We start from the raw sequence: 20,000 nt of genomic DNA on the forward strand, positions 1-20,000 counted from the left end.
ATTAAACAAAGCGGGTGATAGTATGGCAAATGAAAAAAAATTAGCGCATTCAATTATTGATAACGTCGGTGGTATGGAAAATATAGACAACATAATTAATTGTATGACGCGCATACGTATAAAAGTTCATGACGAAAGTAAAGTAGAATTCGATAATTTAAAAGCAATTGATGGTGTAATGGGAGTTGTTCATGATGACCGCATCCAAGTCATTGTCGGTCCAGGAACCGTAAATAAAGTAGCTAACGAAATGGCAGCTAAGAGTGGTGTGCCATTAGGTGACACGATACCGCACGATTATAAAGCTGCAGCTGAAGCAAAAGCAAAGATCAATAAGGAATCATATCAACAAAAACAAAAGCGTGGTAAATTCAACAAACTCCTCAAAACTATTGCTAATATATTTATACCTTTAATACCAGCATTTATTGGGGCAGGTTTAATTGGTGGTATAGCCGCTGTTCTAAGTAATTTAATGCAAGCTGGTCAAATTTCAGGTGATTGGATAACACAACTTGTGACAGTTTTCAATGTCATTAAAGATGGTATGTTAGCTTACTTAGCGATATTCACCGGTATTAATGCAGCAAAAGAATTTGGCGCAACTCCTGGTCTTGGTGGTGTAATCGGTGGTACTACATTGCTAACAGGACTAACCGATAAAAATATGATTACTAACATTTTTACCGGAGAGCCACTACAAGCAGGACAAGGTGGTATTATTGGAGTTATCTTCGCTGTATGGTTACTCAGTATAGTAGAAAAAAGATTGCATAAAATCGTACCAAATGCAGTCGATATTATAGTGACACCAACTGTTACATTATTTATTATTGGTCTATTAACAATCTTTATCATAATGCCACTGGCTGGCTTTATTTCATCTGGTTTAGTTTTTGTTATTAATTGGATTATTGGTATAGGTGGTATTTTCAGTGGATTTATCATAGGTGCCTTTTTCCTACCACTTGTGATGCTCGGTTTACATCATATCTTCACCCCTATTCATATTGAAATGATTAACCAAACTGGCGCAACTTATTTATTACCAATAGCAGCAATGGCTGGTGCCGGTCAAGTAGGTGCTGCCTTAGCATTATGGGTAAGATGTCGCAAAAATCAAACATTACGCAATACATTGAAAGGTGCACTACCAGTTGGATTTTTAGGTATCGGAGAACCTTTAATATATGGTGTTACATTACCACTAGGTAGACCTTTCTTTACAGCATGTATAGGAGGCGGTATTGGTGGTGCTGTCATAGGTGGCATCGGACATATTGGTTCTACCGCTATTGGACCTAGTGGTATCTCATTATTACCACTCATTTCTGATCACATGTATTTAGGCTATATAGCTGGTTTACTCGCTGCTTATTTAGGTGGATTTGTTTTCACTTATTTACTCGGAACGACAAAAGCTATGCGAGAATCTGACCATTTAGGTGATTAATTATGACAAATATTTTCCATCAAATCGATAACAAATATTTTGAATTAACCAAAAGCGAGAAGAAAATTGCAGACTATATTTTACAATCACCGCAACACATTATTTCCATGTCAGTACAAGATTTAGCGGAAACTGTAAATACAAGCACCGCTTCCATCGTAAGATTTAGTAAGAAAATGTCTACTCAGGGGTTTCAAGACTTAAAAATTGCTATTTCTAGATACTTACCTACTGATAATATGAGTAATCATCATATCGAACTGAAAGCTGGAGAATCAGTAGAAACACTCACCAATAAAATGATTTCGCGCGCAACAAGTACAATGCACGCTGCAGCACAACATATTAACGCCAATATCGTTGATCAAGTCTGCTATGCATTAAAACATGCTAAGACAATCTTTTTGTTTGGTTATGGTGCTTCTTCCATTACAGCAGAAGATTTGTTTCAAAAGTTTTCGCGAATTGGATTGCCGGTCAGATTAATTAAAGAAACACATTTGTTTATGACTACACTCGCAACACACGGTGAACAAGACTGTATTATTTTTATTACCAATCAAGGTAATCATAGTGAGTTACAAGCAATGATTAAAGTCGCCAATGATTATCATATTAATATTATTACAATAACAAGCTCTTATAATAATTACATTGCTTCACATGCTAATTTTACAATCATCTATGGTACAACCGATGAAAATGAATTACGTATGGCTGCTACTACTTCATTATTTGCCCAATTATTCACTGTAGATATATTATATTATCGCTTTATCGCTTTGAATTATAATGAAGTTTTAGATGCTATAACACAGTCAAAAATGGCACTTAATAATTATCATAAACATATCTCAAAAATTAAATTCAAACATTAAAAAGCAAAGTGCTGTAATAAGCACTTTGCTTTCAAAATGTAGACAAACTTTAGGTGAACGTGACTAAGGTTCCTCTATTTATATCTATTGGATGATTTTATTAAATACCAGTAGTCTTTCAGAGCATTACCACTCCTTTTAATAACCACATTGCCATTTTTTAAGATTCATGATTCCACAAATTAGTGTAGTATCCATGGAAACTTTTATAATTCCTCTGTATCGTTTCCCTTTCCGACCATGTTGCTTTTTTGCATCACTGATTTTTTTCTATTGTTGGAGTGCATAATTTATATATTATTGGCAGTGATTTGGGCGGACTCCTGCGGGAATAGCACTAGCCGAAGACTACAGGCTAAGGCAGTGATCGCGGAAAGCGTGCACAAAAAACTGCCAACAAAATAAAAGCAAAGTGCTGTAATTAGCACTTTGCTTTTATTACTTCATTGTTTATTGTTGGAAGAATTCAAAAATATTTTTGGCATTGTCTGTATTATCAATATTACCTTTGAATTTTTCTGAACCTTGACCCATTGCATAGGTATTTACATCTTCACCAGTATGCCCATAAGTTGTCCAACCAGTATTAGATTTATCATTGATAGGTTTTTGAATCGCGTCCTGTAATTTTTGTAATTGATCTTCGTATTCAGAATCGTCTTCTTTTAACCCTTTCATATTTTCAGCTTCTTCTTTAATATCCGACATGTTATCTTTAGAAATATCGAAGCCGTAACCTTCATTAATTACTTTTTCTGGATTTTTACCATCTGCAATTTGTTCTGTCATATATTTACCAGAATGCTTCATACTATGAATCGCATCTGGATTCCATTCATAATCTTCGCCCTTAGCGATTGACATGCCACCAGTAGAGTGGTCAGCTGTAGCTACGACAAGTGTATCAGGGTTAGATTTGGCATATTCGGTTGCATGTTTAAATGCTTTTTCAAATCCGCCCATTTCTGACATTACACCTGTAACATCATTAGGATGTCCTGCTTTATCAATTGAAGCACCTTCAACCATTAAGAAGAAACCTTTATCATTTTTAGATAAACGGTCTAATGCACTTTTTTCCATATCTACAAGTTCTGGATTTTTATTAGGTGCATCTATGTTTAATGGCATATCATTTTTAGCAAACAATCCTAATACTTGATCTCCTTTAGAGTTCTTCAAGTCATTTTTGTTTTTAACAATATCATAACCATCTTTTTTAAATTTCTTAGTTAAATCACCGTTATCTTTACCAAAGTATTCTGAGCCACCACCTAGTAAGACATCTACTTTATGTTCACCATTTATTTTATCATTATAAAATTGTTGTGCGATTTCGTCTTTTTTATCACGATCATCTACGTGAGAAGCATAAGCTGCCGGTGTAGCATCTGTAATTTCAGCAGTTGACACCAATCCAGTTGATTTACCATTTTCTTTAGCCTGTTCTAATACAGTTTTAACTTTTTGCTTATTGGCATCTACTCCAATAGCACCATTAAATGTTTTATGACCAGAACTGAATGCTGTAGCACCTGCTGCGGAGTCAGTAACATTTTCTTTTGGATCATTGGGATTTGTACGTTGTGTACCGACTAAATGTTCATCAAAAGCTGTTTTGTCCATCTCTTTTGTATTTGGGTCATCTGCAAAATAACGATATGCTGCATTATACGAAGGTCCCATGCCATCGCCCACTAGGAAAATCACGTTTTTAGGATTTTTAGTGTTCCCAACGTATGATACTTCGTCTTTGTTTTTTGCTGATTCTTTACTTGACGCTTGAGAGATTGAAGACGTTCCAATAGAACTAGCAGCTATAGAAGTCGCTAACGATAATGTCGCAATTTTCTTCCACATATTCATGCTAAAAAACTCCTTTAGGATATGTATTTGTTAATCTATGGTTTATTTTAATAAACTTTTTTTGAGATACTATTGAGATAACATTAAGTTTGTGTAAATAAGACGGTTTAATGTAAACAAGTGAGCGATAAATCGAAGCATTACTTCGATTTATCAACTCACTTGTTTTTAATTTCATAGTTCGCCTTTAAAGTAGTCTTAAAGTACAAACGAGAAAATTATTAAATTTAATCTTGTTGTTTATGATAACCTTTCACAAAATAGAAAGTTGTCATAAACGCTAAGAAAATAATACCAATTACTACTGAAACAACTGTTTCTTTATTAAATAACATACCGATAAGTACAATAATTAAAAATGCCATTGTTATATAATTTGATAACGCGCCTCCAGGCATTTTGAAAGGATGGCCTTCTAATAAAGCAGGGTTCCCTTTACGGAAGCGTAAATGGCTGATTAATATCATAAACCAAGGTACCATACCTGGTAAGATTGATGCACTATATACATAAACAAAAATACTATCTGCACCTTCGATAAACATTGGCAAGATTACGTTAAGTAATGCACCAATTAAAATACCGATAGCAATTGCTGTTACAGTATAAACAGGCACACCATTTTTCATTACTTTCAAGAAAATCTTAGGCATTTGACCGCGCTGTGCTAATGTATACGCCATACGACTAGCACTGAATATACCAGAGTTACAACCTGACATCGCTGCAGTTAATACAACAAAGTTAATTAAACCAGCTGCAATAGTAATACCTACTTTAGCGAATGTTGCTACGAAAGGACTTCCTAGATTACCAAGTTCATCCCAAGGATAAACAGTTACAATAACAAAGATAGCACCAACATAGAAAATAAGTATACGCCAAATTACACCGTTTACAGCGCTTTTAATATTTTTTTGTGGATCTTTTGTTTCACCAGCAGTAATACCAATTAATTCTACACCTTGGTATGAACCGATAACGATAGATAATGCAAAGAAGAATCCAAGCCATCCATTTGGGAAGAACCCACCATTAGCCCATAAATTAGATAAGCCAATCGCTTCGCCACCATTACCTAAACCAAAGAAGATAATGCCGAAACCTGCAATAATCATAAGAATTATTGTTACTACCTTAATCATTGCAAACCAAAACTCAAATTCACCAAAAGCTTTAACCGAAACTAAATTTGCGCATAATAACAATGCTACGACAATGACTCCAGGAATCCACTGTGGTAAATCCGGGAACCAATAATTCATATATTGTCCTACAGCTATAACTTCACTCATCCCGACGACTACCCATTGGAAAATGTTACTCCAAGCAGTCAAATAACCTGCGACCGGATGTATGTAATCACTCGCAAAGTTTGCAAAGGAACCTGTAGTTGGATATAGATAAACCATCTCACCCATAGCTCTCATTACTAAAAATAAAAAGATACCTGCAATTAAATATGCAAATATTACTGAAGGTCCCGTCCATTTAATTGTACTTGTAGCCCCCATAAATAGTCCAACACCTATAGTTCCACCAAGTGCAATCATTCTAATTTGACGCGCACTTAGCCCCCTATGTAATTCATGTTCTTCATTCATTTTATTTAAACCCCATCTCTTTCAAATATAAGTGAGAAACAACACCTATGCATGTCGCTATTATACTATAAATTCTAAAAATTTAAACAATATTTTTTGTATATGAAAGCGTTTTCATTTCCCGCTATTTATTCTATAATATTTTTACAATAATTGCAAAATGTATTTTTTTAATTATTGGATTCTTACAAAATGTAATAATCAACGCACAGTCGCATTACACAATACACTTGCACTTAAATATGATATGTTATAATTCAATTTAGCTTTAACTTAAAGGAGTCCCTTATGAATAAACAATTACTACGCCGTACAATATATACATCAATCGTTTTTGGTTTACTATTTTTCTTTTTGAATTACTTTGGCTCTCAAAATGTCAATGTAGCGCCACTTATAGGTAAATCAATATTAGCAACATGTGTGCTAGCAATTTTATACTTCACATTATTTTCTATGATGCATACACCTGAATTAAAGTTCAAATTTGGTACAACCATACCCATTGCAATGTTGCTTAGTATTTTAATAAGTAGTCTGTTTGGAGCTATCAAAATTGGTATCATAGCAGGCTTGCTTATAGGCGTAATTGCTGGTTATATTTGGGTCTTTATCGAATCAAAGCGTAACGGAGGTGATTCGAAGTGAGTATCTTTTTAGGTATCGTTATTATCATTTTATTAATTGTGAGTCTCATTCCTAACCTCAAAGCAGTTAAAAACAGTAAGCAAACTGGTGAAAAAAATCCTAGATTTGCAATTATGATTGGCATAGATGCAATTTTACTGGTCCTAGTAATTGTAACGTTAGCTTTTCAATTTTTTAAGTAACTAAAAATATACATGTCTATTAAGCGACCGAATTTCTAAATTATTTAGCAATTGGGTTGCTTTTATTTATGTGTCACTGTTGTATCAACGATTGAATACTAGTTGTCTCGTTAACAATGGTCGCTTATGATTAAAACTGATATTGCAATATCAAATAATACAATGCAGTTGCACCTAATAGATATACAACTGAACCTATAAAAAATGATCTCACTTGAATATGAAATGGTATTGTTTTGTTAAAAATTGGGCCCAACACTAAATTACCGATAGCAAGTATTAATGGACCTCCTAAAAACAAAAGTAAAATATATAAATTCATAATGACGTACCTTCTTATTTAGTAAAATAATCAGCAATAATTTCACGTGCGGTTACATTTTTACCGATGAATGGGACTGAACTAAAATTTTGTGCTACTGTCATATCATTCGTATTTACAACGACATCTAATCCAGCTGTAACTGCTGCAGTTGCACCATTAACGGAATCCTCTATTGCTAAACAGTTCACAGGGTTATAATTTAAACGTTGTACTGCAGTTAAATATAATTCAGGATTAGGCTTAACTTCTGCAACGTCTTCTCGCCCTACTATCACATCTATATACTGCTCTAAACCTAGCTTATCGAATGTTGGTTGAATATCCGCGCGATAACTACTAGTAGCAATTGCCATTGGAATATGATGTTGTTTTAAAAAGATCATTAGTTGTTCAATCTCGTCATCGATAGGTAGATCGACACTCGTACGATTGTGGTCTGTGTAGATTGCCTCTTTAGCCTCTTTACCTAATTCCTTCTCTAAGTAGTCATGTAATTCAGTAGCTGCACCGCCTATAGAAGACCTATAGTAATCAAGTGATAAAGGTGTACATTCATGTGCTAATAAGTGTTTATTAATAATTGTAAATAAATGTTTCTCAGTATCTATAATTGTGCCATCAAAATCAAATACTACAGCTTTATACATGGTCATACCTCCTTAATGATATGTTTCTTAATTTAGTCTATCATATTTTATTTTGTAACACTCTAGCAAAACGAAAGACGCTCTCTCCCTATTAAGTAAAAAGCGTCTCACAAACATACATTATTTTAGTATAAAGTCACTTAGTTATTTTTTAGACCAATATCTAGCTAAAATAGGACCCGATATATTATGTATCAAACTAAATACCGCTCCAGGTACTGCTGCTAACGGATTAAAATGGACTGTTGCCAGAGATACAGCTAATCCAGAATTTTGCATACCTACTTCAATCGATACTGCCTTTTTATCAGCTCTATCTAATTTAAATAGTTTAGCAAATGTATAACCTAAAGCATAGCCAATAATATTATGCAGTATAACTACTCCAAAAATCAGTAAGCCAGTTTGTAATATTTGTGATTTACTGCCACCGACAACAGAGGCCAAAATAAGCGAAATGGCTACCACAGAGACAATGGGTAATGCAGTAGCAGTAGTTGTAGCAAGATTCTTAAATAGTTTCTGTAAAACAAAACCAATAATAATAGGTATTAATACTACTTGTACCACTGACCACAACATACTTCCAAATGAAACCTCTAACCATTGATTAGCAAATAGAAAGATTAAAGCTGGTGTGATAATGGGTGCTAATAATGTAGAGACACTTGTTATCGCTACTGATAATGCTACATTGGCATTCGCTAAATAACTCATAACATTACTCGAAGTCCCCCCCGGACAACATCCTACTAAAATGACGCCGATAGCTATCTCAGGTGGTAAATTAAATATTTTAGCAATGGCAAATGCAGTTATGGGCATAATTGTATACTGCAGTATGACGCCTATAATAACAGCACGCGGTGCTTGAAAAATAATTTTAAAATCTTTAGGGTCAATAGTTAACCCCATCCCCAACATAACAATCCCTAATAAATAAGGTACAAATTGACTCACTGTCGCTAATTGCGCTGGAAAGACAAAACCTATAATGGCAGCGAGTAACATCCAGAACAAGAATGTGTTGGTTGCGAATCTACTTACCTTTGTTAACATCATTCAACACTTCCCTTTTAATAGTAATAAAGAAAAATGTATCACATTTTAGAATTTAGCACAATACGTTTTCAGAAAATTGCAAAGATTTAGATTTATATTGTTCATTCCAAAGACCTAGTGTCAGAAAGAAAAAAGAGTGGTACAATTTAATAGAATTAGAAATGGGTAAAAAATAAAACTCCATTAAAATATTATGCTAATTACACTTCATATATTATTTTTCAGTTCGGAGGGTTTTGATGTTTATAGATAAAACTGAGACTTATATCTTAAATATTGGGGAATTAACAAAGCGCAAACAACGTAATAAGTTATTAAAATTATTGCGCCAGATTACTTTTTGTAAGTCCATACAACACTCAATAAAAAAGAATAACTCAATTTACACAGTAGAAATTATTTTACCGAAGCAACAGTTACCATATGTTATCACTTATCTCAGTCTGCACAACTACACAATCTTTCAAATTTTAACTTCATCAGAACTCGATACATTATTCGATTCAACTCAATTGCCATTATCTTCAAAGCGCTTTGAATTACAAATTGATGGTTTAAATGATGCATTCATCAAAGATAAAGTTATAGATATTATTAACGTGTTAGACAATACAGAAGCTCTATCCTATACATTCACAAAAAATCGCATTAACTTACACTGTTCTGCTGATACATTTTCAAAAATTATTTATCACATTGCTATCCGTAATATTGATATACTTAAAGCAATTTATTTTCCACGCGTTGCACACAAAATGAAATCACATATATCGTAATAATTTACGTTTATTGTATAACATCAATTTAAAGTTACATTAATTACTTGAACTTTAACGTAACCGTGCTAAAAACTAAGTACAAAAAGAGACTGGGACGAAATTAATTCGTCCCAGTCTCTTTTCATAATGCCCATAGATGACCGAACTGAAAATATGCTTAACTTAATCTTTTTACTTTAGTCATTATAGACGGAGAGGAGACCACGAAAACTTTTTATTACCATTAGATCTCTGTCTCACTCTACTTTTATTATGCTTCATCTTCAGTAAATACCATATTTTCAAATGCTTCTCTTACTTGTGGTACTGACATTCCAACAATAACTTGAACGTTTTTACCACTTTTTACTAATCCATGTGCCATCTGATTATGAATAAAGTAATCATTATCTTCTACTTTTTCTTGGTCTTTCACTGTTAAGCGTAATCTCGTCGCACAATTTGTGACATCTTTAATGTTCTCTGCGCCACCCAATCCTTGTAAATAGTAATTCGCTTTATCAGTATATTCATCGCCTGTAGCTGCATAAACAGAATCATTAGCACCTTGTTTTTCTTTGTAATCTTGCTTACTATATAACTTCACTTCTGATTTCTCTTTATCACGACCTGGTAATGGTATATTAAATTTCAATATTAAAAATCTAAATACTACAAAATATATACCTGTAAAGATTAAACCAATAATTATTTGGATAACATAAGTTAACCAATGGTTTTGTGCTAGTGGAATCCAATTTGTAGCAAAGAAATCAATAAGTCCGCCACCAAAGTTTCCTACTAAACCAAAGCCATACATAATTGTATCCATTGATGCTGATAGGATTGCATGTAATACAAATAAATATGGAGCAATAAATAAGAATGTGAATTCTAATGGCTCAGTAATACCTACTACCACAGCTGTTAATGTTGCTGGAAGAAGTAAAGCTGCAATTTTCTTCTTGTTTTCAGCAGGTGTAGTTGAATACATTGCCAACGCTATACCAATTGATCCGAATACTTTACCGTTACCTTGTAACATAAAGCCGTATGGAAACTGTTCTTTTAATGGTTTAGTACTATTGGCAAATTCATTAACGTGTTTAAACCATTCTGCTTTTAAACCATGATTTACTACTACTGGTCCTACTTCTATTGGAGCGTAAATAAAATGATGTAGTCCTGTTGGAATCAACACCCGTTCTAGGAAATGGAATAACCAGACGCCAATAAAACCAGAGCCTACAATAAATCCTTGTAATGATGTTATACCAGCTTGAATCGTAGGCCATACAATACAAGTAAGCAACGCCATAGGAAGCATAACAAAAAATGAAATACTTACTACAAACGTTAATCCTTGGAAGACACCTAGCATTTCAGGTAATTTTTTATTGTAGTATCTATTATGTATCCAAGTCACTATACTGGAAATAATAATACCACCTAAAATATTTGTATCTAATGTTTCAATACCGGCAATAGCTTTTAATCCTGTAACGTTTTCTACGCCTTTTTCTAAATTGGCACCAAATGTATGTGGCCATTGCGTTAAAATCGCATTAATAAAAGTATTAAACATTAAATATCCCATTAATGCAGCTAACGCAGCATGTCCCGGTGCTCGCTTAGCTAGTGAAATAGGTAAACCTACTACAAACACAATTTCCATATGATTGAAAATTGTCCAGCCACCCGATTCAATCACTGACCATATTTTAAACCAAGTTGTTCCATCCTCTGCTATACTTCCCATAATTGCTGGATTTTTAAATAATGTAGCAAATCCTAGTACAATACCAAAGAAAGCAAACATAAGTACCGGTACAATCATGGCACTACCAAAACGTTTTATAGCATTCATTACTGCCACCCCAATTCATAAAATTAAATCTCATTAATCAAATACTGTTATTTACAACTTTGACCGTATACAAGTTGTATGTCTTAACAACATCTTAAGGTAAACGCTTACATATAAACAAGGGTTTGACTTAAAATTGAAATCTTTTGTATAATCAGATTATATTTTCAAATGAAGGAAATATTTTCAATTATGAAGAGGTGAATGCGTTGTTACTAGACGAACGCTTAAATAACAATTTCGAAAAGTTAAACGATAACGATATACAAATTGCACATTATGTAAATACACATATACGAGAATGTAAAACTATGAAAATCCAAGAGCTTGCTGCACGTACGCATGCTTCCAATGCTTCAATACACCGGTTTACTAAAAAATTAGGATTCGATGGTTATAGTGATTTCAAGTCATACTTAAAGTTTGAAACAGAACATCCCTCACAGTTACCATCCGATTCCATAGACCAATTCAAACAAGAAATATCCAATACATTCTCATACTTGGAACGTGTGGATTATCACTTAATTACAGATAAAATCTACCACGCAGACACGATTTATTTATATGGTACAGGTTTAGCTCAAATGAACGTAGCACAGGAAGCTCGACGTATACTATTAACTATCCATAAAAATGTAATAGTCTTACATGATATTCATGAATTTAAAATGATATTAAATAAATCGACAAATAAAGATATTTTCTTCATTATTTCTTTATCAGGTGAATCACAGCAATTAACCGAGATCACCAATTATTTGCAAGTGAGACAAAAATATTTCTTTTCTATCACAACGTTAAAAGATAACAATTTAGCACAAAAAGCCAATTATAATATTTATGTTTCTAGTAATACTTTCTATTTAACAGATGGTACCGATTATTCAAGCTTTATTAGCTATCATATATTTTTTGAAACTGTACTACGCAAATACCACGAACGTATGGTGCAACAAAATTTCACATAAAAAAGACGAAGCGATATCAAACATTACTGTCTGCCATATTGCTTCGTCTATTATCAAGGTGACTAGATTGCTAATACTTAGTATATAAATGTGTTCAGCATATAGTCACCTATTTATATATACTAAATTGTTGTATTTATATTCCGCGCACTATAATTTTAATTTATTCTTTAAATATTTTTATAATTTTCACGATAGTCTTCAATTGTTTCCTGTAGCCTATCGAATAACATTTCGAAACCATGAGCTGTTGAATCATGATATTCTTTTTTCTTTTGCTTATATTCTAATTGCGTCAATCGTCGCTCTTTAGGAACTATCGCACTATACGTAAATAGCATTTGTGTAATACCAGCTTCACGCTCAAATATTTCAACTTGAATAGTATCTTCACCATCACTCAGTTCTGGCATGCCGATTGTCATTTCAATATAGTCATGCGGTTCAAGGGTAACGAATGTCCCTTGGACTCTATTTGCTTTCCCTTTGCGTACATCAACAATTTCATATTTACCTTCTTCACGCGCATCAATTGTTATACTTTGATTCGTCCGTTCAGAAGTCATAAACCAACGTTTCAAAAATTGTTGCTCAGTCCAAGCTTGATATACCAATTCTGGTTCAACTTTAAACAATCGTTCCAATTGTACTTGCACATTATCATTCTCAATGTTGTACTTGGCCAAAATAGTCACCTACCTTTAATCTTACCTTTATCTTACCGTAATACTCATCAATTCAAAACTGTAACGTTTCAAATAAAATTAGTAGTTATAGTTATTAACTAATATATTTTATCGTCAAAACACTAGAACGTCAAAGTAATCGCTACTTTTGTGTTTTTGGTTTTAATTTTGGTAGTTTTAAGAAAATAGCAACTAAGCCACAAAGACCTAATAGCATTGGATAAAAGCTATATGGCACCAATTCTAATGGAGATACTTTTGCTACACCTGCAGCAGCAATAAGTTGTGGACTATATGGTAGGATTCCTTGGAAACAACTAGCGAAAATATCTAAAATACTTGCGGATTTTCTTGGATCCACATCATACTCGTCAGCAATATCTTTTGCTAATGGGCCTGCCATCAATATTGAAATTGTATTATTAGCTGTAGAAATATCAGCTGTACTTACTAAACCAGCTATACCTAACTCTGCCCCACGCTTTGATTTCACTCTATTCCGAACAAAATTCAATAACCATGCAATGCCGCCATTATGTTGGATAAGTGCTACAAGTCCACCAATCATTAATGCAATGATGGCAATATCTTCCATACCTATAATACCTTTAGAAATAGATTGTAATAAACTCGTCCACTTAAATGAACCATCAATCAGACCTATAATTGCTGATAATAACGTACCACCTATTAACACAATTACAACATTAACCCCTACTATCGCTAAAATTAAGACCATAAGATAAGGCAATACTTTAATAAAGTTAAAATCATAATTTTTTGTGTCAGCAACTTGTGTACCTTGTGTCAAAAACCATAGCGCGATAATAGTTAAGAGTGCACCCGGCAGAACAATTTTAAAATTGACTTTAAATTTGTCGCTCATTTTTGTTTTTTGAGTACGTACTGCTGCAATAGTAGTATCTGAAATCATAGATAAATTATCACCAAACATGGCACCGCCTACTACTGTAGCCATAGTAATTGCTGAAGATATGTCTGTCGCTTGACTAAGTCCAAAACCTACTGGGGCAATGGCTGCAACAGTACCAACTGATGTCCCCATTGAAATCGATACAAACATCGAAATTACAAACAACCCTACAATTAATAAATTCTCAGGTATCAATGTTAATCCGAGATTAACAGTAGATTGTACGCCTCCCATATTTTCCGTTGTTTGTGAAAAGGCACCCGCTAAAATAAAGATCAACACCATTAAAATAATATTAGGATGACCTGCACCTTTTGTAAAAATATCTATTTTTTCACCAAATGGCTTTTTCCTATTTTGTACCAAACCAAAAATTGAAGCAATGACAATTGCTACATTTAATGGCATCGTAGTAAAATCACCTGTAATAATACCAACGCCTAAAAATAATAGTACAAATACTATTAATGGCGATAGTGCCCAAAAACTACCTTGTTGTAATTTACTCATAACTAACCTACTTTCTTCATATTAAAAAAGCTCTTTCCTTATTGAAGAAAAGAGCGGCATTAGACCTTGTCATCTTATCTTCTAGCAGTATGTTTGCTGCTACTGGAATTGGCACACGCATTACCATGTTGCCGAAGCTTCCTAGGGCCAGTCCCTCCACTTCTCTTGATAAGCTATTTAAATTCGTTATTACGTTACAACATTTTAGATAGTACGTCAACAGTTTGTAGCTAAACTATTAACTGAGTAACTATAAAATTAATTGTTTGGTCTAATTATCGTAAATGTTTCACCTATGTGAGCATAATCATTACCAGCTAATCTACTAACAGCTTGTAAAGTGTCAGGGTTTATTTTACTGTCTTCAAAATATACATCATCAGCTATATGAAACATGACTACTTCACCAATAATAAGATCAGAACCTTCAAGCTTATCACCTAGTGGGATGATTCTATCCAACTTACACTCCATACGTACTTTAGCTTGTGCAATCCCTGGTACATCTACTGCTTCAGAATCCACAAGATTTAATGATGTTCTTTCTAATTCATTTAATTCTATAGCAATAGGAGCTGCCGTCTTATTTACTTCTTCTACAATATTATTATCTGTAATATGAACAACAAATTGTCCGGTTTGCTCTATATTTACTGAGGTATCTTTTCTTTTCCCATTTGCTCGCGTTGTTGAAATCATTATCATTGGGGGCGCACTATTCACCACGTTAAAAAAACTAAATGGTGCTGCATTCATTACGCCGGTTTCGCTTTGAGTCGTGACAAAAGCAATGGGTCTCGGAATGACACTACCACTTAATAATTTATAATTCTGTTTTTTAGTTAATCCTTGTGGGTCAATTCTTTTCATTTGTTCATACTCCTAATTCAATAATAAGCGATTCCAAATACTAACAAAATTCAATGCTAATACAAGTTACTCTTATGTTTAATCTATTTGTATACCAATAGAATTTCATAACCTTGATAAGACATTTTACCGCCATAAATCAAGGGGTATTCCCGTACTAATTATTCTTGTTGTAGTAAATCAGCATTAGAAAATTTAATTCTTAGATTTATATTAGACATAAACACACTCGCCTATTAAATTTTTATACTTTTGTTTACCCCAAAACGCTGGTAGCAATTACATATTATACCATTCATTCGTTTAATAATTTTTGGACAAATGCTACAAAATAATCAGGTACTAATCGTAATATTTCTTCGTTCGGATCATATTTTGGGTGATGTAAATCATACATACTATCTGACCCAATAAATGCAAATACACTTGGGTACTGGTTTGAAAAACCTGAAAAATCTTCTCCTATAGTTAACGGTTTATCCATTATTGTGACGTTATAACCAACGTTACGAGCCACATCGATAGCATCCTGTGTTAGTTGTTCATCATTTACCACTGCTCCCGGTAGTTTATGATAAGTTAGCTCAATTTCCACATCAAAAGTTTGCGCAAGGCCATCACATATTTGTTGTAAACGTTGTTCTATTAAATGTTGTACTTCCGCGTCAAACGTACGTACTGTACCTTGTACATAAGCATTGTCAGCAATTACATTCCATGTATTACCTGAAGACACTTCACCGATAGTCACGACACCTTGATCAAAGGCAGATAAATTCCGACTTACTATTGATTGAATACTAGTAATGAGTTGGCCTAAGACGATTGTTGGATCATTACCTTGTTCAGGTTTAGCAGCATGTGCACCTTTACCATGGATTGTTATTTCAAAACGGTCTACTGCTGAGGTCACCGTTCCTTGTTTGATAGCAAATTCACCGACAGCTAATGAAGGATAATTGTGATAACCTAATACTGCTTTCACACCTTCCAATGCTCCAGTATTAGTAATACTATATGCGCCATGTGCTATTTCTTCTGCAGGTTGAAAAATAATGCGTACACGACCATTTAATTGCGTTTCCATAGCTTTAAGTTTTATTGCTACGGCTAAAATACTTGCCATATGAATATCATGACCACAAGCATGCATTACGCCTTCTGCAGTCGATTTAAAATCATGTTCAACTTGTTCAATTATAGGTAAAGCATCTATATCAGTACGTACCGCTATAAACTGCTCACCTTGTCCGACTTCAGCAACTAAACCTGTATCCAACGGCAAATCTAATATTTTAATATCATATGATTCCAAAATAGTTCTAATTTTTTTAGTTGTTTCATATTCATAATCTGATACTTCAGGATATTGATGAAAAAGACGTCTCCATTTTACATAATCATCAAAACTTGTCATCCCTTCTCACTCCTTTGATATTGTCGATGTGTATATTTTATAGAAACATATAGTTCTTATTCTGCCTTAAAACAGCTTTCCATTTATACACATAACTACTTTTATTAAATAACCGACTAAATCAATCGCTTTTATTTACTATAGCCTATTATAGCAAGAAGTAATAACGAATAGTTTAAACTTGCTCGTTAAAAAGCTAAGCTATTTTTTCCAACAAGCACATGTTAAAACGTTAAATTACTCCCATTCGTAGTTTTAAACAGAGACTATGTAAATTAATTTATGTTCTTTATATTATCATAGTTAACGGAATTTAAAATTTAACATTAAAAATAGGACAGGCATAAATCATTTACATGTTTATCGTTGCTTCAATAACATGCTATGATTATGCTTGTCCCATAGCTCTTTATATTAATTTTGTAACTGATATTGATTATCTACAATAACTTTGCCGTCTTTTATAACTTTAGAAGCATGATTAATACCATAATGGTAAAGAACATATTCATGATTAGGTGCGTCCCAAATGACAATATTCGCTTTGTCACCTTTATCAATAGTTCCGGCATCAACGTCAATGGCTTTAGCCGCATTTACAGTTACTGCATTCCATATTTCATTTGCAGAAAGCTTTAATTTTAAGGAAGCAATAGCCATGACAAGTTGTAAATTGTTAGTAACACAACTTCCTGGGTTAAAATCAGTAGCAATAGCAATCGCACCATTATTGTCAATCATGCCACGTGCATCTGCATATTGTTCCTTACCTAAATAAAACGTTGTTCCAGGTAATAGCACAGCTACAGTATCACTATCACGTAATTTTGCTTTGCCTTCTTCGCTAGATGCTACAAGATGATCTGCAGAAATCGCTTGTTCATCAATAGCTAATTCCAAACCACCTAATGGATCAATTTCATCTGCATGAATTTTCACTTTAAAACCTTGTTGCTTAGCTGCTTCCATATATGCTTTAGACTCATCAATAGTAAAGACGCCTGTCTCACAAAATATATCGGCAAAGTCAGCATATGGTTTAACTTCTGGTAATAAGTCAATCATTTCTTGTAAAAATGCTTGATTAGACGTTGCGTCTTTAGGCACTGCATGTGGCCCTAAAAATGTATGTCTCATAGTTAAATTATATTTCTCAGCTAATTGATTGGATACTTTTAATTGTTTTAATTCATTTTCTTTATCTAAGCCATATCCACTTTTACTTTCAATTGTAAGCACACCATGTTGAACCATAGTTAATAAGTTTTTTTCAGCTTTAGAGAATAATTCCGCTTCACTCGCTTGTCTAGTGGCATCTACTGTATTTAAAATACCGCCACCCTGTTCTAAAATTTCTAAGTAAGATACACCTTGTCTTTTTAAAGACATCTCATGCTCACGAGAACCTCCATGTACTAAATGCGTATGTGCTTCAACAAGCGCAGGTGATACCACTTTATCACTAGCATCAATTGTCTCTGTCGCTTCATATTCAGTAGTATAAGGACCAGAATAAACAATTTTGCCATCATTAACTACAACTGTCCCATTTTCAATGAGTTCTAAGTCATTTAACTCTTGCCCTTTTAATGGTTTGTCTGTTTTTTTTGGTAAAATTAACTGTTTAATATTTTGAATAACTAAATCATTCATTATGTGTCACCTCTTTTGTAATCATTGGAATATGAATACCTTTCTCTTTTGCCACTTCTACAGACTTGTCGTATCCAGCATCTGCATGTCTCACAACACCCATGCCTGGATCAGTTGTTAATACACGTTCTAAACGTTTTTCTGCACGTTCTGAACCATCTGCGACTACGACCATACCAGCATGTAGAGAATAGCCCATTCCTACGCCACCACCATGGTGGAATGAAATCCAAGAACCGCCTGCAGCAGTATTCACAAGTGCATTTAAAATAGCCCAATCACCAACTGCATCTGATCCATCTTGCATACCTTCAGTTTCTCTGTTAGGACTAGCTACTGAACCAGAGTCTAAATGATCACGACCAATGACAACAGGTGCCGAAATCTCGCCATCACGTACTAATTTATTTAATGCAACTCCCATTTTTGCACGTTCACCATAACCTAACCATGCAATTCGAGATGGTAACCCTTGGAACGCAATTTTTTCCGTTGCTAAGTCTAGCCAACGATTTAATTTTTCGTTATCTGGGAATAATTTTCTCATTTCCTCATCTGCACGTTCAATATCTTTTGGATCTCCACTTAATGCTGCAAATCTAAATGGCCCTTTACCTTCACAAAATAACGGTCTTATATAAGCAGGAACAAATCCTGGGAAATCAAATGCATTACTTACACCATTATTAAATGCAACTTGTCTTATATTATTACCATAATCAAATGCAATAGCACCATTTTGTTGAAATGCTAGCATTAACTCTACATGCTGTGCCATAGATTGTTCAGATTTTTTAACATATTCTTTAGGATCTTTCTGTCTAAGTGCTTTTGCCTCTTCTATTGAATACCCTTGTGGTATATAACCATTTAATGGGTCATGCGCACTTGTTTGGTCCGTGATAATATCAATTTTAAAACCTTTATCTAAAATTGCTTTATGAACATCAACAGCATTGCCTATTAAACCAATAGATAATGGTTGGCCAGCCGTTCTTGCTTCATCAGCTAATTTTAGCGCTTCGTCTAAACTGTCCGTTTTAACATCACAATATTTCGTTTCAATTCGCTTATCGATTCTAGATTCATCGACATCGACACCGATTACGACACCACCATTCATAGTTACTGCTAATGGTTGAGCACCACCCATGCCACCTAGTCCTGCAGTGAGTGTTACCGTTCCATTTAATTTACCATTGTAATGTTGGTTCGCTAACTCACCAAACGTTTCATAAGTTCCTTGTACAATTCCTTGAGAGCCAATATATATCCAACTACCAGCTGTCATTTGTCCATACATCATTAATCCTTTTTTATCCAATTCATTAAAATGCTCCCAGTTCGCCCATTCAGGAACTAATACTGAATTTGACAGTAATACTCTTGGTGCTTCTTCATGTGTCTTGAATACAGCAACAGGTTTACCAGATTGGACTAACATAGTTTCATCCGCTTCTAAATTACGTAATGTTTCTTCAATTGCTTCAAATGCTTCCCAATTTCTAGCTGCTTTGCCAATACCGCCATAGACAACTAAATCTTCAGGTCGCTCTGCTACTTCTGGGTCTAAATTGTTATACAGCATACGCAATACCGCTTCTTGTTCCCAACCTTTACATTCAATATCTAACCCTTTTTTAGCTTGGATTTTTCTCATATTTATTCC

Annotated in this window: 19 protein-coding genes and 1 riboswitch; of the genes, 6 read left to right on the forward strand and 13 right to left on the reverse strand. The window is 33.9% G+C overall.

Features of this window, described 5'->3' with window-relative positions; translation table 11 throughout:
* Positions 1 to 22: 22 nt before the first annotated feature.
* Positions 23 to 1,453, forward strand: coding sequence for a PTS transporter subunit EIIC (locus tag CD036_RS09550; protein ID WP_002510094.1), 1,431 nt, complete (start codon positions 23 to 25; stop codon positions 1,451 to 1,453).
* Between the two features lie 2 nt (positions 1,454 to 1,455).
* The gene (locus CD036_RS09555; protein WP_002510095.1) at positions 1,456 to 2,331 is read left to right on the forward strand and encodes a MurR/RpiR family transcriptional regulator; all 876 of its coding nucleotides are present in this window, start codon (positions 1,456 to 1,458) and stop codon (positions 2,329 to 2,331) included.
* Positions 2,332 to 2,469: 138 nt separating this feature from the next.
* Here the strand turns inward: CD036_RS09555 and CD036_RS13405 are convergent, their stop codons facing one another.
* The 3 genes from CD036_RS13405 to CD036_RS09565 all read right to left on the reverse strand — a co-directional run bounded on the left by CD036_RS13405 (position 2,470) and on the right by CD036_RS09565 (position 5,801).
* Positions 2,470 to 2,595 carry a transposase gene (locus CD036_RS13405; protein WP_107376767.1) on the reverse strand — a complete coding sequence of 42 codons (126 nt, stop codon included), beginning with the start codon at positions 2,593 to 2,595 and terminating at the stop codon, positions 2,470 to 2,472.
* 186 nt (positions 2,596 to 2,781) lie between these two features.
* Positions 2,782 to 4,197, reverse strand: coding sequence for an alkaline phosphatase (locus CD036_RS09560; RefSeq protein WP_021459698.1), 1,416 nt, complete (start codon positions 4,195 to 4,197; stop codon positions 2,782 to 2,784).
* 227 nt (positions 4,198 to 4,424) lie between these two features.
* On the reverse strand, positions 4,425 to 5,801 hold the full coding sequence (locus tag CD036_RS09565; protein ID WP_021459699.1) for an amino acid permease: 1,377 nt from the start codon (positions 5,799 to 5,801) through the stop codon (positions 4,425 to 4,427).
* A gap of 288 nt (positions 5,802 to 6,089) precedes the next feature.
* Here CD036_RS09565 and CD036_RS09570 point away from each other — a divergent pair, with 288 nt between their 5' ends.
* Complete coding sequence (locus CD036_RS09570) at positions 6,090 to 6,449, forward strand: hypothetical protein (RefSeq protein WP_002510098.1); 360 nt, start codon at positions 6,090 to 6,092, stop codon at positions 6,447 to 6,449.
* Positions 6,446 to 6,631, forward strand: coding sequence for a hypothetical protein (locus CD036_RS09575; RefSeq protein ID WP_002510099.1), 186 nt, complete (start codon positions 6,446 to 6,448; stop codon positions 6,629 to 6,631). Before CD036_RS09570 ends, CD036_RS09575 begins: the two co-directional genes overlap by 4 nt.
* A gap of 130 nt (positions 6,632 to 6,761) precedes the next feature.
* Here CD036_RS09575 and CD036_RS09580 read toward each other — a convergent pair whose 3' ends face one another.
* The 3 genes from CD036_RS09580 to CD036_RS09590 form a co-directional block, all read right to left on the reverse strand.
* Positions 6,762 to 6,953: a hypothetical protein gene (locus CD036_RS09580; protein ID WP_002510100.1), complete on the reverse strand. Its 192-nt coding sequence runs from the start codon at positions 6,951 to 6,953 to the stop codon at positions 6,762 to 6,764.
* A 14-nt stretch (positions 6,954 to 6,967) separates the two neighbouring features.
* Positions 6,968 to 7,603 (reverse strand): HAD-IA family hydrolase, encoded by a 636-nt coding sequence (locus CD036_RS09585; RefSeq protein WP_103388522.1) that lies wholly within the window; start codon positions 7,601 to 7,603, stop codon positions 6,968 to 6,970.
* A gap of 144 nt (positions 7,604 to 7,747) precedes the next feature.
* Positions 7,748 to 8,662, reverse strand: coding sequence for a bile acid:sodium symporter family protein (locus CD036_RS09590; RefSeq protein WP_002510102.1), 915 nt, complete (start codon positions 8,660 to 8,662; stop codon positions 7,748 to 7,750).
* Between the two features lie 242 nt (positions 8,663 to 8,904).
* On the opposite strand from CD036_RS09590, the gene CD036_RS09595 reads away from it, so the two are divergent.
* Positions 8,905 to 9,441, forward strand: a complete 537-nt coding sequence (locus CD036_RS09595; protein ID WP_002510103.1) for a hypothetical protein — start codon at positions 8,905 to 8,907, stop codon at positions 9,439 to 9,441.
* 253 nt (positions 9,442 to 9,694) lie between these two features.
* Here CD036_RS09595 and CD036_RS09600 read toward each other — a convergent pair whose 3' ends face one another.
* A complete protein-coding gene (locus CD036_RS09600) occupies positions 9,695 to 11,290 on the reverse strand; it encodes an alpha-glucoside-specific PTS transporter subunit IIBC (RefSeq protein ID WP_002510281.1) in 1,596 nt (531 codons plus the stop codon).
* A 209-nt stretch (positions 11,291 to 11,499) separates the two neighbouring features.
* Here CD036_RS09600 and CD036_RS09605 point away from each other — a divergent pair, with 209 nt between their 5' ends.
* Positions 11,500 to 12,261, forward strand: a complete 762-nt coding sequence (locus CD036_RS09605; protein ID WP_002510282.1) for a MurR/RpiR family transcriptional regulator — start codon at positions 11,500 to 11,502, stop codon at positions 12,259 to 12,261.
* 170 nt (positions 12,262 to 12,431) lie between these two features.
* Here CD036_RS09605 and CD036_RS09610 read toward each other — a convergent pair whose 3' ends face one another.
* The 6 genes from CD036_RS09610 to hutU all read right to left on the reverse strand — a co-directional run bounded on the left by CD036_RS09610 (position 12,432) and on the right by hutU (position 19,991).
* Complete coding sequence (locus CD036_RS09610; RefSeq protein WP_002510283.1) at positions 12,432 to 12,947, reverse strand: SRPBCC family protein; 516 nt, start codon at positions 12,945 to 12,947, stop codon at positions 12,432 to 12,434.
* A 142-nt stretch (positions 12,948 to 13,089) separates the two neighbouring features.
* Complete coding sequence (locus tag CD036_RS09615; protein ID WP_103388523.1) at positions 13,090 to 14,391, reverse strand: Na+/H+ antiporter NhaC family protein; 1,302 nt, start codon at positions 14,389 to 14,391, stop codon at positions 13,090 to 13,092.
* Positions 14,392 to 14,462: 71 nt separating this feature from the next.
* A riboswitch (SAM riboswitch) is annotated at positions 14,463 to 14,566 on the reverse strand.
* An 83-nt stretch (positions 14,567 to 14,649) separates the two neighbouring features.
* Positions 14,650 to 15,261, reverse strand: a complete 612-nt coding sequence (locus CD036_RS09620) for a flavin reductase family protein (protein ID WP_021459703.1) — start codon at positions 15,259 to 15,261, stop codon at positions 14,650 to 14,652.
* A gap of 295 nt (positions 15,262 to 15,556) precedes the next feature.
* The gene (locus CD036_RS09625; RefSeq protein ID WP_002510286.1) at positions 15,557 to 16,678 is read right to left on the reverse strand and encodes an amidohydrolase; all 1,122 of its coding nucleotides are present in this window, start codon (positions 16,676 to 16,678) and stop codon (positions 15,557 to 15,559) included.
* 414 nt (positions 16,679 to 17,092) lie between these two features.
* The gene (hutI, locus tag CD036_RS09630; protein ID WP_002510287.1) at positions 17,093 to 18,331 is read right to left on the reverse strand and encodes an imidazolonepropionase; all 1,239 of its coding nucleotides are present in this window, start codon (positions 18,329 to 18,331) and stop codon (positions 17,093 to 17,095) included.
* Positions 18,324 to 19,991 carry a urocanate hydratase gene (gene hutU / locus CD036_RS09635; RefSeq protein WP_002510288.1) on the reverse strand — a complete coding sequence of 556 codons (1,668 nt, stop codon included), beginning with the start codon at positions 19,989 to 19,991 and terminating at the stop codon, positions 18,324 to 18,326. The genes hutI and hutU overlap by 8 nt, the downstream gene beginning before the upstream one ends.
* Between the last annotated feature and the right edge of the window lie 9 nt (positions 19,992 to 20,000).

It is taken from the genome of Staphylococcus arlettae (genome assembly GCF_002902345.1).
Taxonomy (GTDB): Bacteria; Bacillota; Bacilli; order Staphylococcales; family Staphylococcaceae; genus Staphylococcus; species Staphylococcus arlettae.

Bases quoted from the DNA above. Each gene is read 5' to 3' on its own strand.
- CD036_RS09550 (WP_002510094.1), top strand. From the start codon at position 23: ATGGCAAATGAAAAAAAATTAGCGCATTCAATTATTGATAACGTCGGT.
- CD036_RS09555 (WP_002510095.1), top strand. From the start codon at position 1,456: ATGACAAATATTTTCCATCAAATCGATAACAAATATTTTGAATTAACC.
- CD036_RS09560 (WP_021459698.1), bottom strand. From the start codon at position 4,197: ATGAATATGTGGAAGAAAATTGCGACATTATCGTTAGCGACTTCTATA.
- CD036_RS09565 (WP_021459699.1), bottom strand. From the start codon at position 5,801: ATGAATGAAGAACATGAATTACATAGGGGGCTAAGTGCGCGTCAAATT.
- CD036_RS09570 (WP_002510098.1), top strand. From the start codon at position 6,090: ATGAATAAACAATTACTACGCCGTACAATATATACATCAATCGTTTTT.
- CD036_RS09580 (WP_002510100.1), bottom strand. From the start codon at position 6,953: ATGAATTTATATATTTTACTTTTGTTTTTAGGAGGTCCATTAATACTT.
- CD036_RS09585 (WP_103388522.1), bottom strand. From the start codon at position 7,603: ATGTATAAAGCTGTAGTATTTGATTTTGATGGCACAATTATAGATACT.
- CD036_RS09590 (WP_002510102.1), bottom strand. From the start codon at position 8,662: ATGTTAACAAAGGTAAGTAGATTCGCAACCAACACATTCTTGTTCTGG.
- CD036_RS09595 (WP_002510103.1), top strand. From the start codon at position 8,905: ATGTTTATAGATAAAACTGAGACTTATATCTTAAATATTGGGGAATTA.
- CD036_RS09600 (WP_002510281.1), bottom strand. From the start codon at position 11,290: ATGAATGCTATAAAACGTTTTGGTAGTGCCATGATTGTACCGGTACTT.
- CD036_RS09615 (WP_103388523.1), bottom strand. From the start codon at position 14,391: ATGAGTAAATTACAACAAGGTAGTTTTTGGGCACTATCGCCATTAATA.
- CD036_RS09620 (WP_021459703.1), bottom strand. From the start codon at position 15,261: ATGAAAAGAATTGACCCACAAGGATTAACTAAAAAACAGAATTATAAA.
- CD036_RS09625 (WP_002510286.1), bottom strand. From the start codon at position 16,678: ATGACAAGTTTTGATGATTATGTAAAATGGAGACGTCTTTTTCATCAA.
- hutI (WP_002510287.1), bottom strand. From the start codon at position 18,331: ATGAATGATTTAGTTATTCAAAATATTAAACAGTTAATTTTACCAAAA.
- hutU (WP_002510288.1), bottom strand. From the start codon at position 19,991: ATGAGAAAAATCCAAGCTAAAAAAGGGTTAGATATTGAATGTAAAGGT.